Annotated in this window: 12 protein-coding genes; 7 read left to right on the plus strand and 5 right to left on the minus strand. The window is 62.3% G+C overall.

The features are described 5' to 3' along the window. Positions 1–24 precede the first annotated feature (24 nt). Positions 25–1,209: a phytanoyl-CoA dioxygenase family protein gene (locus tag QM596_RS14815; RefSeq protein ID WP_283309247.1), complete on the plus strand. Its 1,185-nt coding sequence runs from the start codon at positions 25–27 to the stop codon at positions 1,207–1,209. A 61-nt stretch (positions 1,210–1,270) separates the two neighbouring features. Beyond that, positions 1,271–1,588 (plus strand): hypothetical protein, encoded by a 318-nt coding sequence (locus tag QM596_RS14820; RefSeq protein ID WP_283309248.1) that lies wholly within the window; start codon positions 1,271–1,273, stop codon positions 1,586–1,588. Between the two features lie 97 nt (positions 1,589–1,685). Here the strand turns inward: QM596_RS14820 and QM596_RS14825 are convergent, their stop codons facing one another. The 5 genes from QM596_RS14825 to QM596_RS14845 all read right to left on the minus strand — a co-directional run bounded on the left by QM596_RS14825 (position 1,686) and on the right by QM596_RS14845 (position 7,136). After that, positions 1,686–2,111 (minus strand): hypothetical protein, encoded by a 426-nt coding sequence (locus tag QM596_RS14825; protein WP_029254990.1) that lies wholly within the window; start codon positions 2,109–2,111, stop codon positions 1,686–1,688. A gap of 58 nt (positions 2,112–2,169) precedes the next feature. Beyond that, positions 2,170–3,606 (minus strand): rifampin monooxygenase Iri, encoded by a 1,437-nt coding sequence (iri, locus tag QM596_RS14830; protein WP_283309249.1) that lies wholly within the window; start codon positions 3,604–3,606, stop codon positions 2,170–2,172. Positions 3,607–3,727: 121 nt separating this feature from the next. Further along, positions 3,728–5,113 (minus strand): MFS transporter, encoded by a 1,386-nt coding sequence (locus QM596_RS14835; protein ID WP_134998747.1) that lies wholly within the window; start codon positions 5,111–5,113, stop codon positions 3,728–3,730. A gap of 30 nt (positions 5,114–5,143) precedes the next feature. Then, positions 5,144–6,292 (minus strand): Gfo/Idh/MocA family protein, encoded by a 1,149-nt coding sequence (locus QM596_RS14840; protein WP_046378299.1) that lies wholly within the window; start codon positions 6,290–6,292, stop codon positions 5,144–5,146. Positions 6,293–6,398: 106 nt separating this feature from the next. After that, entirely contained in the window at positions 6,399–7,136 is a 738-nt protein-coding gene (locus QM596_RS14845) for a GntR family transcriptional regulator (protein ID WP_003941006.1), read from the minus strand. Between the two features lie 199 nt (positions 7,137–7,335). Between QM596_RS14845 and iolC the strand changes: the two genes are divergently transcribed. Genes iolC through QM596_RS14870 form a run of 5 tightly spaced genes read left to right on the plus strand, consistent with a single transcriptional unit; the run spans position 7,336 to position 13,054 of the window. Further along, on the plus strand, positions 7,336–8,340 hold the full coding sequence (gene iolC / locus QM596_RS14850) for a 5-dehydro-2-deoxygluconokinase (protein WP_020969140.1): 1,005 nt from the start codon (positions 7,336–7,338) through the stop codon (positions 8,338–8,340). Further along, a complete protein-coding gene (locus QM596_RS14855) occupies positions 8,333–9,232 on the plus strand; it encodes a Cgl0159 family (beta/alpha)8-fold protein (RefSeq protein ID WP_133728409.1) in 900 nt (299 codons plus the stop codon). Before iolC ends, QM596_RS14855 begins: the two co-directional genes overlap by 8 nt. 21 nt (positions 9,233–9,253) lie before the next feature. Then, on the plus strand, positions 9,254–10,126 hold the full coding sequence (gene iolB, locus QM596_RS14860) for a 5-deoxy-glucuronate isomerase (protein ID WP_020969138.1): 873 nt from the start codon (positions 9,254–9,256) through the stop codon (positions 10,124–10,126). A 14-nt stretch (positions 10,127–10,140) separates the two neighbouring features. Beyond that, positions 10,141–12,096: a 3D-(3,5/4)-trihydroxycyclohexane-1,2-dione acylhydrolase (decyclizing) gene (iolD, locus tag QM596_RS14865; protein ID WP_283309250.1), complete on the plus strand. Its 1,956-nt coding sequence runs from the start codon at positions 10,141–10,143 to the stop codon at positions 12,094–12,096. Positions 12,097–12,148: 52 nt separating this feature from the next. After that, positions 12,149–13,054 (plus strand): sugar phosphate isomerase/epimerase family protein, encoded by a 906-nt coding sequence (locus QM596_RS14870; RefSeq protein ID WP_283309251.1) that lies wholly within the window; start codon positions 12,149–12,151, stop codon positions 13,052–13,054. The last annotated feature ends 4 nt before the right edge of the window (positions 13,055–13,058 follow it).

Below are 13,058 nucleotides of genomic sequence, written 5' to 3' on the forward strand. Positions count from 1 at the left end.
TGAACACCGCAGGAAAGGCCCCGAATGACTCCATCACTGACCGACCACACCGTGCCGTCCGCAGGTAGGTTGCACCGAGAAGACTGCAACATCGACGACTTCGCCGCTTTGGTCGCGCACGACACCGCCCTTGCCGATTACCCGTACGCCCATTCAGTGGCCGACGGGGTTCTTCTGTACCGCTCCGAAGCATTGGTAGAGCAATCGTCGAATCCTGAAACCCGGGCCGAGATCCAAGACGAGATCGCCCGGGCGTTACTCACCGGCCCCGGCATCACAGTCTTTCAAGGCGCATTCGACGCGGAGATACTGGATCGCGCCAGCGCGGTCTTCCGTGAACTCATTGCGCGCCAACACGAATCCGGCGCAGCGTCAGGAGATCACTTCGCCAAACCTGGTGCCAATGATCGAATCTGGGGCGCACAACTGAAGTTGGCGCTCGAAGATTCCAAAGCTTACGTCGACTACTACGCAAACAGCATTGTCGCGTTGGCTTCGGAAGCGTGGCTCGGCCCCATGTATCAGGTGACGTCGGACGTCAACGTCGTCAATCCCGGTGGCGCCGCACAGAATCCACATCGCGACTACCACCTCGGTTTCATGTCGAGCGACGTAGCCGCGAAGTTTCGGGCGCATGTGCACCGCTTGACCCCTGCCCTCACCTTGCAAGGTGCAGTCGCCCACGTGGATATGCCGGCCGAGACGGGGCCGACGAAGTATCTGCCGTACTCGCAGCAATTCGAATCCGGATACCTCGCGTTCGAGCGTCCCGAGTTCAAGGAGTTCTTCGAAGCCAACTACGTCCAATTACCTTTGAAGAAGGGAGATGCCGTCTTCTTCAACCCAGCGCTGTTCCACGCGGCAGGCCACAACAAGTCCGCCGACGTCCTGCGCATGGCAAATCTTCTCCAGGTGTCGTCGGCCTTCGGTCGAGCCCTCGGAACCATCGACCGGGAGGCACTCGTCAACGCGATCTATCCGGCACTGCTCGCTCTCAGCGAGTCGGGGTCCGACGAGGCAGTTCGGTGCGCCGTCGCCGCCTCGGCCGAGGGCTACGCCTTCCCGACCAATCTGGACCGAGACCAACCGATCGACGGCCTCGCGCCTCAGACGCAGGCCGAACTCGTGACGGAGGCGGTTCGCGAGCGGATCTCACCTGGTCGACTGGCCGATCTACTGAAGGCACAGTCCGAGAGACGAATGAGCTGAGGGACGGCAACACTGAAGAGACTTGTGCCGCTTAATGCCGATCGGTCGGTACGCTCGAAGCATGGGGTGGGACTTGTTAGTGCTGTTCGCCATGATCGGCCCGTTGGCAGTGTTCGGGTGGGCGGCTGTTCGGGCGAAGCGCCGCGGACTCGGCGGCTCCTTCATCGGGCCGTTTCAGGAAATGTTCGATCCTGGTGCGGCGCGAGCACAGACGGTCATCGAACAGATCGCGGAACTGCCGGATCCTGCGGACTCCGGCGACCCGGACAACGATGACGATGTGCCGTACACAGTCACCTATGAGGGTGTTCGGCTCCACATCAATCCAGGTAGGGCTCGACAGCGTGGAGGCGAAGGGACCGCCAAGCACGCTGACTGAAAGTCGCGCCGGATACAACATGCTGTACGGGTTTTTTCGACGTGCAGTACAGGGATCGCTACTGTTCGAGATTTCGGGTGAGGGAGAACTGGTTCGGTCAGGGCCGGCGCAGTTGATAGGTGACACCGTTTTCCAACTCGTCCGAGCTGAACGACTTCGGGGAAAAGCGGCCCAAGCTCACCTCGTAGTTTTTCTGGTTTGCGGGGACGGCATCAAAATGTGCGGTGTAGGAGCACGTGCTCATTCCGTCAGGAAGTTGATCGATTGCCTCGACCTCGAGTGTCGACCTGACGGACGCAGCGCCACTGCCCCCGAAAATTTGAATCTGGTCGTTCGGAGCGACACGGATCGAGTCGATCACGCACTCTCCAGAGCCGGCCTCGACTTGCTCTGCCTGACCGGTCACCGTCAATGTGGCAGCAAATGTCTTCGGCACATCGACATTGGTCGTGCAGCCCGTGAGTATCAGCACTCCGACGGCGATCAAGGCCGCGGGCGCGATCTGCCCCAATCCTTGTCCCATAAACGGCAACGGTAGTGCACCCGAGGTGTCACGGTGCTCGGTTACCGAAATCGAAGGGTCACGCGCGGTCCCTCGCCGGCCGGCCGAACCACGCGGACATCTGAGTATCCAACTCCGCCTGCGTATCCCCGACCCATGCCACATGACCGTCCGGCCGAAGCAGGACAGCCGGAGCTTCCAATTCAGTGCTTGTGTCGACGATGTGGTCGGCGCGATCGCTCCAACCATCGACGGACAGTTGGCCACACTGGTCGAGAAGAAGTCCGCGGCCGGATCGCGTCAGGTCGTACAGGTTGCCGCGGGTCAACGCGATGTTCCGCAGCCTCCGACCGAGTAGGTCGTCGCCTTCGCCGAAATCGTAGCGAATCGAGATCGCAGTGATCTTCTCGGTCAAGTAGCGCTTGACGTCTTCGAATTCCATCAGCTCGGAGATCAAGCGCCGCACCGCTTGTGGTCCGGCAGCGGTGGAGATCAACTCGGCCTGGGCGCGCGTGTTGTCCAGCACGTCGGCAGCCACCGGACGCCGTTCCGATTCGTACGTGTCGAGCAGGCCCTCCGGTGCCCAGCCGTTGATCTCGGCGGCGAGCTTCCAGCCGAGGTTGAAGGCGTCCTGCACACCGAGATTGAGACCTTGACCGCCCATCGGTGGGTGGATGTGTGCGGCGTCGCCGGCGAGAAACACCCGGTCGCGCCGGTAGTGCTCCGCCAGACGGGTGGCGTCGCCGAAGCGCGAGAGCCACCGCGGCGAGTGCACACCGAAGTCGGTACCGGCAATGGCCAGTAGCTGTTGTTTGATGTCGTCGAGGGTGGTCGGTGTTGCGCGACCGTCGGCAACTTCGGCTGCAGGGACCACGACACGAAAAGCACCATTGCCGGCGGGACCGACTCCGAATCGTTTGTGCGTTTCCCGGATTTCGGCGACAACGGCGGCCAGTTCATCAGCCGGCATGGTCACGTCCATTTCGCCGATCAACGTGTCGGCGCTCGACGGCTCGCCGGGAAACCCGACGTCGATCAGCTTCCGAACAGTGCTGCGGCCGCCGTCGCAGCCCACGAGGTAACGCGCGTGAAGTGTTGTGCCGTCGGATAATTCCGCTGTGACCTTGTCGGCGTCTTGACGGATTGCGGCGACACGCTTCCCTCGCTGAATTTCCGCGCCGACTTCGGTGGCATGTTCGGCAAGAATCCTGTCGATCTCGGGCTGAGGTATTCCCAGTACGTACCCGTGCGCAGTATCAAGGTGCGCGGGTGCCGGCTTGCTGATCCCCGCGAAGAATCCACCGAGCGGATACTTGCGGCCGTGCGCGAGGAACTTGTCCAGCAACCCGCGCTGCTCCATGATTTCGATGCTGCGCACATGGATGCCGAGGGCACGGACGAACTGAGTCGGCTCCTCGTCCTTGTCCACGACGACGACATCGACGCCCTGTAGCCGGAGCTCACCTGCCAGCATCAATCCAGTTGGTCCAGCACCGACAATGATGACGTCACTCATGCGATCCCCTCCTTCGAGCAAGGCTTTTGCTTGCTCGCAGCAGACGAGTGTGCACCATCACCGGGGCCTTGCCGCAAGCCCCGGGTCCCGCGTTATGATGAAGGTGGCGGAAGACGCTTCATTATCGGCGCACCAACACCACAGCACCTGTATCGCGTGGGAGCCGCCAACTCTCGATCACCGTCGGCACCAGCATGGCCCCGAGAACACCCAGCGTCAGAGAAAACGGCACTCCGCCGCTCAGATCCTCCGACTCCGCCAACGGTGTGCAGAGCGTGATCACCAACGCGGACAGTGCAATACCCAGACCGGATGCCAACTCTTGCAGCGTTGCATGCAGAGTATTTGCATCGGTCAGCTCACCCGAGTCGACGTCGGCGAACGCCAAGCTGTTGTACGCGGTGAACCCGATGGATCGCAACGCGCCACTGACAAACAGTGCAACAGCGATAACGACGTCCGGTGTCGTCGACGAGATCAGTACCAGCGCACCGAAGCACACCACCGACAGAACTCCGTTTCCCACCAGAACTCGTCTGATCCCGAATCTACGCATGAGCGGAGTGGTGAGCGGTTTGATCGCGATATTCCCCGCGAACAGAGCCATCACCAGCAGACCGGCCTTGAACGCCGACATCCCGAATCCCACTTGGAACAACAACGGCAGCACAAACGGCACGCCCATGATCACGAGCCGGTACAGCGAGCCGCTCGACGCGACGAGCCGAAACGATCGAAGTCGGAGGACGCGGAGCGCGATGAGCGGGTGATCCGACCGGATGAGGTGAATGACGGCCAAGCTCAACAAGATCAGAGCCGCAATGATCCCGAGGCCCACTCGTAGCCAGTCGGTTCCGGCACTGTGCACGCTGTCGAGCGCCACGACAAGGACTGCGACGCCTGCTCCGATCACCACCAATCCCAGCCAGTCGAGGCTCCGTTTCTGTGTTTGCCGAATGTCGGGCACCATGCGCAATGCCAGCAGAAACCCGACGATCCCGATCGGAACGTTGATCAGAAAGATCCAGCGCCACGAAGCGATCGACACGATGGCTCCACCCACAGCGGGCGCAAGAACCGGCGCTGTGAGCGCCGGCCACGTCAAGTAAGCGATAGCCCGTACGAGTTCCGCCTTCGACGTCACCCGCAATACTGCGAGCCGCCCTACCGGCACCATCATGGCGCCGCCTACCCCTTGTAGTGCGCGCATCCCCACCAGCATCGGGAGGGAGGTGCTCAGTGCACATCCCACCGACGCCGCCGTGAAAACGGCTATGGCAGAGATGAAGACACGTCGCGTTCCGAACCTGTCGGCCATCCATCCGCTCGCCGGGATCAGGACGGCCAACACCAGGAGGTACGAAGAAACGGCGACATTGACGTCGACGGCGTCAACTCCGAAGGATTGGGCGATCGACGGCAGTGCGGTTGCGAGAATCGTCGCGTCGAGCATCTCCATGAACAGTGCTGCTGCCACGAGCAACGCCAGTCCGCGGGGAAATGTCACTGCACCAGAGCCTTTCGGAGCGATTCTCGATCAGCCGAGAGAAATCCAGCCACCGGAGGAGACCGAGGCAACCATCGCGTCCAGAGCCTGCGCCGACGCGACAGCATCAGCGATGGTCGCGCCCTGCGGCGCTCCGTCCACGATCGAGGAGACGAAATTGCGAGCCTCGATGACCTTCAGGTCGTCATAACCCATGGCGTTGGCCGCGCCTGGTTGGAAGCGGCCGAACTCTCCCGACTCGGGGCCGACCAAAACCGTCGTGACGGATTGGTCCTGATACTTCGAGCCGAGGCTGGTGCCCAGTTCACCCATCCGGCGGTAATCCCAGAACACGGCACCCTTCGTACCGTGAATCTCGAATCCGTAGTTGTTCTGCTCTCCCACGGCGACGCGGCACGCTTCGAGTGTGCAGCGGCCGCCCGAGCCGAGCCGCAGCAGTGCGCTGACGAAGTCTTCGTTCTCGACAGCTCCCATCTCCCCGCCGCTGGCTCGGGCATGTCCACTGGTAGCGGCGGACGGACGCGCACGCTCCGGGATGAAGATCGCAGTATCAGCAACGAGAGCGTCGACGTCACCGAGAAGATGACGAATCAGATCGATGCCGTGCGAAGCCAAGTCGCCCAGGACGCCGGCGCCGCCGCGCTCACGCTCGTATCGCCAACTCAAAGCGCCTTCAGGGTGGGCCGCATAGTCGCTGAGGAAACGAAATCGCGAGTGCGTGATCGTGCCCAACTCCCCTGAGTCGATCAGGCTTTTTGCCAGGGCTACAGCCGGCGCGTTTCGGTAGTTGAAGCCGACGGTCGACTGCACACCGGCCTTCGAGACCGCTGCGGCAACAGCTTTGGCGTCTTCCGTGGACAACCCGACGGGCTTCTCGATCCAGATGTGTTTGCCGGCTTCTGCCATTGCGACGCCGATTTCACGGTGCAAGAAGTTCGGGGCCGTGATGCTCACCGCGTCGATGGCCGGATCGGCTGCGATATCGCGCCAGTCCTGGGTGAAAGCTTCGAAACCGAATTGGTCCGCTGCTTCCTCCCCTCTGCCAGGCACCTCGTCGGCGACGGCGGCCAGGCGGATCACGGGAAGCTGGGGATAGTGTTGCCGCAGACGCAGATACGCCTGCGTGTGTACGCGGCCCATCCATCCGAATCCGGCAACTGCTACTGAAATGCCTGTCATGAGGCTCCGTTCGGGTCAAATGATCGAAGGATCGCAGAAATGCTGGGATCACAAATCACCCCCACTGACTCGGTCAGGCGGGTACTCGTGTCACCGGGATCGAGATCTAGCGGTCGACCACGGTGGTGTCGAAGTAGTAACGCGACGCTCGGTAGCAGTGGCTGCCGTACTCGACGGCACTACCTGAATCGTCAAATGCAGTGCGGCTCATGGTCAAGAGGGCAGCACCCACTTTCTCGTCGAGCAATCCTGCTTCTTCGCGAGTCGCCGCCCGAGCGCCGATTCGCTGCCGCGCCACACGGATGTGAACTCCGCGAGTTCGCAAGGTTTGGTACAGCCCTTGCGTCTCCAACTCCTCGGGATCGGGTGCGATGTCCACCGGAATGTAGTTGGTCATCACTGCCAGCGGTTCGCCGTTGGTGCTTCGCAGACGCCTGATGGTGGCCACTTCGGCGTCAGGTTCGAGGTTGAGTTCCGCGGCAACGTCCTCGGCGGGAACTCCCACCGTGAACTCGAGCAGCTTGGTCGTCGGCGCCTGGCCGGCCCTCGCAAGGTCGTCGAACAGGCTGGTGAGCTCGACCGGGCGGTGCACCGGACTTTGCACCACCTGAGTTCCGACTCCCCGCTTACGAACAAGTAGGCCCTTGTCCACCAGTTCCTGGATCGCACGTCGAGTGGTCGGACGTGAGAGATTGAGCCGTTTGGCCAACGCCAGTTCGTTCTCGAAGCGATCACCTGGGGCAAGTTCGCCACCGAGAATAGCGCCCTCGATTGCCTGGGCCAGCTGAAAATACAGCGGCACCGGGCTCGAGCGGTCCAACTCGACGGCGAGTGCTGCGACCACGGTCAACTCCGATCTGTCTTGGGAAGGCGCCGTATCGACGCTACTTCTCTCGGCAGTGTATGCGAACACTAACATTCACTTGACCGCAAGTCATAATGTCCAGACAAACTATTGACAATCGCTGTGTCGCGGCGCACAGTTTCAGTCATACAACGGTGCCCTGCGCGGGCAGCCCACCACGAACTCTCGGGAGTCAGTCTTGACAAGCATCAACACTCACCAGAGCGGGTCACACATCCCTGACGCACCATTCGACGTGCTTGCCATCGGCCGATCGGGGGTGGACATCTACCCACTTCAAACCGGTGTCGGACTCGAAGACGTCGAGACCTTCGGCAAGTTTCTCGGCGGCAGCGCGGCAAACGTCTCGGTGGCGGCTGCACGCCTCGGCCGGCGAGCAGCACTGATCTCCGGCGTAGGCAGCGATCCCTTCGGAAAGTTCGTCACACGCGAGTTGGCACGTCTGGGCGTCGACAACAGGTTTGTCGTCACCAATTCCGAGTACCCGACACCGGTGACGTTCTGCGAGATCTTCCCCCCTGACGACTTCCCGCTGTACTTCTACCGCAAGCCGCATGCGCCCGATCTTCGGATCACCCCGGAAGATATCGACCTCGACGCCGTTCGAGGAGCATCCCTCTACTGGTCGACTGTGACGGGGCTGTCCGAAGAACCGAGTCGCAGTGCACACTTCGCTGCTTGGGAAGCCCGCGAACGACGCCCGCTGACGGTCCTCGATCTGGACTACCGCCCGATGTTCTGGTCGACACCCCAAGAAGCGACCACTCAGGTGCAGCGCGCTCTCGCGCACGTGACGGTAGCCGTCGGAAACCGCGAAGAGTGCGAGATCGCGGTCGGTGAGACCAACCCGAACAAGGCCGCTGACGCGCTTCTCGACCTCGGCGTCGAACTGGCGATCGTGAAGCAGGGCCCGAAGGGTGTTCTCGGCAAAACACGAAAGCAATCGATCACCGTGCCGCCCAATGCCGTCGACGTGGTCAACGGGCTGGGTGCCGGCGACAGCTTCGGCGGATCACTGTGCCACGGATTGTTGGCCGGGTGGCCACTGGAGAAGGTACTGCGCTATGCCAACGCGGCCGGTGCGATAGTCGCATCTCGGCTCGAATGCTCCACTGCGATGCCAACCGCTGAAGAAGTCCACGATCTCGCCGAAGCCACAGCCACGGAGGCAGTCAATGTCTGACAAGCTCGCCGCCCGCCCCCTCGCCACCACCTACGCCGACGTGACGGAACTGCGTGCGAGCGATCCACAGATCATCGAAAAGTCCTGGGCAGCTAGAACTCCTCGTGCCACCGTTCGAGGCAACGGACGACTGATGATCGTCGCTGCCGATCATCCAGCGCGTGGGGCACTCTCTGTCGGCGGCAAGCCGACAGCGATGAACAGTCGTACCGATCTGCTCGACAGATTACGCACGGCGCTCGACAATCCCGGAGTCGACGGCGTTCTCGGTACCGCGGACATTCTCGACGATCTGCTCCTCCTCGGGGCCCTCGAGGACAAGGTCGTCTTCTCGTCGATGAACCGCGGCGGCCTGGCGGGCGCGAGCTTCGAACTCGACGACCGCATGACGGGATACACCGCGGCGGGCACCGCGAAGTTCGGAATGAACGGCGGAAAGATGCTGCTGCGCATCGCCCTCGACGACGCGGGCACCCTGCCCACCATGACGGCATGTGCCGAAGCCGTTGACGAACTGGCCGCGGCCGGACTGATCGCGATGCTCGAGCCGTTTCTCTCCAGCCGCGTCAACGGCAAGGTCGTCAACGATCTCAGCCCCGACGCCGTCATCAAGTCCATCCACATCTCCCAAGGGCTCGGCTCCACCTCGGCGTACACGTGGATGAAACTGCCGGTCGTCGACGAGATGGAACGCGTCATGGATGCGACCACCCTCCCGACGCTCCTCCTGGGGGGCGATCCGCAGATCGCGCCGGAAGAAACGTACGCGAAGTGGGGCGCTGCACTTCAGTTGCCGTCCGTGCGCGGATTGATAGTCGGGCGCGCGCTGCTATACCCACCCGACGGCGACGTGACCGCGGCCGTCGACACCGCAGTCAAGCTCGTCCACTAGAACCGACCTGGCAGGAGCAAGATGTTCAGCAAGTACTACGTCCCCGCCGGATCGTCCGCCGACGGTGATTTCACGACAGTGGTCACGCCGGAGTCCGCGGGTTGGACCGAATCCAGCTTGTGGACACTCGAACTCGCCCCTGGCGCGAGCGTCCGCTTGCAGTCCGGCGAGAACGAGATAGTCGTCGTTCCACTGTCGGGTTCGGCCGTGATAGTTGCCGAGGGGACGGAGATCGCCCTGACCGGCCGCGCGTCGGTCTTCGACGGACCGAGCGACTTCGCCTACATAGGACGCGATTCCGACTACACAGTGGCCAGCGCAGGTGGAGGCCGCTTCGCCCTGTGCGGAGCGCGCGCCGGCGCAAAGCTCCCCCATCGCTACGGTCCCGCATCAGGAGTTGCCGTCGAACTCCGCGGTGCCGGTAACTGCAGCCGACAGGTTCACAACTTCGCCACCGCCGACACTTTCGAGGCAGACTCCATCATCGCGTGTGAGGTCATCACCCCCGGCGGGAACTGGTCGTCGTATCCCAGCCACAAGCACGACGAGAACAGCGACGTCGAATCGGCCCTGGAAGAGATCTACTACTTCGAGATCGACCGAAGCCCCACCGGGACCGAAGGGTTCGGCTACCACCGCGTGTACGGAACCGCCGAGAGACCTATCGAGGTGCTCGAGGAAGTCCGCTCGGGCGACGTCGTCCTCGTGCCGCACGGCTATCACGGCCCGTCCATCGCAGCGCCGGGCCACCACATGTACTACCTCAACGTCATGGCAGGTTCGGGCGAGATCCGGGCGTGGAACATCTGTGACGATCCGCAACACACCTGGCTGCGTGGAAGCTGGGATCACCAGGACATCGACCCTCGACTGCCGTTGCAGTCCCACAACTGACGGAAGTGAAAGCTGTGGCACCCACCAACAACGCAACCGGCAATCGTCTACCTCGCGACGAGCCGACCGTATACCTCACCGTTTCTCAAGCTGTCGTCCGCTTCCTCGCCAACCAGTACACCGAACGCGACGGCCAGCGCACCAAGCTGTTTGCCGGCTGCTTCGGAATCTTCGGGCACGGCAACGTCGCCGGACTGGGGCAGGCACTCTTGCAGGCCGAGATCCAGGATCTCGACGCCGGCCGTGAGCCGACACTCCCCTACGTGCTCGGCCGCAATGAACAGGCGATGGTGCACTCGGCTGTCGCGCACGCCCGCATGAAGGACCGCCTGCAGACGTGGGCAGTCTCGTCCAGCGTCGGCCCCGGTGCCACCAATATGATCACCGGCGCGGCACTGGCAACCATCAACCGTCTACCTGTATTACTCCTTCCCGCAGACACTTTCGCGACCCGCGCCAGTGCCCCCGTCTTGCAGGAACTTGAACTCCCGTCGAGCGGCGACGTCACAGTCAACGACGCTTTCAAACCGGTCTCACGATACTTCGATCGGGTATGGCGCCCGGAGCAGTTGCCGAGCGCTCTGCTCGCCGGGATGCGCGTTCTCACTGATCCCGTCGAGACCGGCGCAGTGACCATCGCCATACCGCAGGACGTGCAGGCCGAGGCTTTCGACTGGCCCGAGTCCTTATTCGCCGAGCGAGTCTGGCACGTGGCCCGCCCGCTCCCCGAGCGATCGGTGATCGAACGCGCCGCCGCGATCATCCGCTCGGCTCGCAAGCCACTGATCGTCGCCGGCGGCGGAGTGATCTACAGCCAGGCCACCGACTCTCTGGCAGCGTTCTGCGCGCAGACCGGAATCCCCGTGGGGCAGAGCCAGGCCGGCAAGGGTTCATTGGTCTACGACCATCCACAATCCGTCGGGGCGGTGGGGTCCACCGGCACTACGGCTGCAAACGCACTGGCTACCGAGGCGGACGTCGTCATCGGTATCGGCACGCGGTACAGCGATTTCACGAGCGCGTCCCGCACCGCATTCACCAATCCCGACGTTCGCTTCATCAATATCAACGTCGCTTCACTGGACTCCGTGAAGCAGGGCGGAGTCAGCGTGGTCGCCGACGCACGTGAGGCACTCGACGCGCTGGCACTTGCACTGAACGACTACCGGGTAGACGACGAATACGCCTCCAGGATTGGTGACCTCGCTCGTGATTGGGATGCGATCGTCGAATCCGTCTACAACCCAGCCGAACCCGCGGCTGACGGCTCACTGAATCAGAATCAGGTCATCGGCCTGGTCAACACGTTGTCCGATGCACGTGACGTCGTGGTGTGCGCTGCCGGGTCCATGCCGGGTGACCTCCACAAGCTGTGGCGAACCCGTGATCCCAAGGGGTATCACGTCGAATACGGGTACTCGTGCATGGGATACGAAGTTGCCGGCGGTCTAGGCGTCCGCATGGCATGCCCCGATCGCGACGTGTTCGTGATGGTCGGCGACGGTTCCTATCTGATGATGGCCACCGAATTGGTCACCGCCGTACAGGAACGCCTCAAGGTCATCGTCGTCCTGGTGCAGAATCACGGATTTGCCTCCATCGGTTCGCTATCCGAGTCGTTGGGTTCCCAGCGCTTCGGCACGCAGTACCGCTACCGCTCGAATGACGGACGTCTCGACGGAGGTGTTCTCCCGGTCGATCTGGCCGCGAACGCCGCCAGCCTCGGTGTCGACGTCATCCGCGCCAACACCGCCGCCGAGTTCGCCGACGCGATCAAAGTCGCCAAAGCAAGCGACACCAGCACGGTCATCCACGTCGAAACCGATCCGCTGATCGGCGCCCCGGACAGCGAATCATGGTGGGACGTACCGGTATCAGCTACTTCCGAACTGGAATCGACCAAGAACGCCCGGACAACCTACGAGTCCTGGAAGAAGATCCAGCGACCGTATCTACGTCCATCCGAATGAAAATTCCGCACAGCCACACCCCAAAAAGCCTGCCCGCGAAAGGAATCTAGACATGAGCGCGATTCGCGTCGGATCAGCCCCCGACTCCTGGGGTGTGTGGTTTCCGGACGACCCTCAGCAGACCCCATACACGCGATTCCTCGACGAGGTGTCCGCGTCGGGATACGAATGGATCGAACTCGGTCCGTTCGGATACCTTCCGACCGATCCAGCCAAGCTGACTGACGAACTCGGAGCACGCGGCCTCAAGCTTTCGGCCGGTACCGTTTTCGAACACCTGCACCAGGACGATTCCTGGGATGCCGTCTGGAATCAGATCAAGGACGTCGCCAAGTTGACCGCAGCCGTCGGTGGCAAGCACGTAGTCGTCATCCCCGAGATGTGGCGCGATCCTTCCACCGGAGAAGTACTCGAAGATCGAAATCTGACTCCCGAGCAGTGGCGCAAGAAAACCGACGGCATGAACGCTCTCGGCAAGGCGATGCTCGAGGAGTACGGCGTCATGGCGCAGTACCACCCTCATGCCGACAGCCATGTCGACATCGAGGACAACGTCTACAAGTTCCTCGAAGGTACAGACGAGCGTTTCGTGAACCTGTGCCTCGATACCGGCCACATCAGCTACTGCGGCGGCGACAACCTGGCCATCATCAACAAGCATCCGGAGCGCATCGGGTACCTGCACCTCAAGCAGGTGGATCCGGCGATCGTCGCCAAGGTGGAGGCGGAGGACCTGCCGTTCGGCGAAGCGGTCAAACTCGGCGCGATGATCGAACCACCGCGCGGAATCCCGGACATGCCACCGCTTCTGGAGGCCATCGAGAACCTCGGCATCGACGTGTTCGCGATCGTCGAGCAGGACATGTATCCCTGCCATCCCGACACACCGCTGCCCATCGCAGCGCGCACTCAGAAATACCTGTCCACCTGTGGCGTTCCCGCCGTCCGTTTCAGCTGAGCAA

It is taken from the genome of Rhodococcus sp. IEGM 1406, assembly GCF_030056745.1.
GTDB lineage: Bacteria > Actinomycetota > Actinomycetes > Mycobacteriales > Mycobacteriaceae > Rhodococcus_F > Rhodococcus_F erythropolis.

Coding starts and splice junctions, on each gene's coding strand:
- QM596_RS14815 (WP_283309247.1), top strand. CDS start 25: ATGACTCCATCACTGACCGACCACACCGTGCCGTCCGCAGGTAGGTTG.
- QM596_RS14820 (WP_283309248.1), top strand. CDS start 1,271: ATGGGGTGGGACTTGTTAGTGCTGTTCGCCATGATCGGCCCGTTGGCA.
- QM596_RS14825 (WP_029254990.1), bottom strand. CDS start 2,111: ATGGGACAAGGATTGGGGCAGATCGCGCCCGCGGCCTTGATCGCCGTC.
- iri (WP_283309249.1), bottom strand. CDS start 3,606: ATGAGTGACGTCATCATTGTCGGTGCTGGACCAACTGGATTGATGCTG.
- QM596_RS14840 (WP_046378299.1), bottom strand. CDS start 6,292: ATGACAGGCATTTCAGTAGCAGTTGCCGGATTCGGATGGATGGGCCGC.
- QM596_RS14855 (WP_133728409.1), top strand. CDS start 8,333: ATGTCTGACAAGCTCGCCGCCCGCCCCCTCGCCACCACCTACGCCGAC.
- iolB (WP_020969138.1), top strand. CDS start 9,254: ATGTTCAGCAAGTACTACGTCCCCGCCGGATCGTCCGCCGACGGTGAT.
- QM596_RS14870 (WP_283309251.1), top strand. CDS start 12,149: ATGAGCGCGATTCGCGTCGGATCAGCCCCCGACTCCTGGGGTGTGTGG.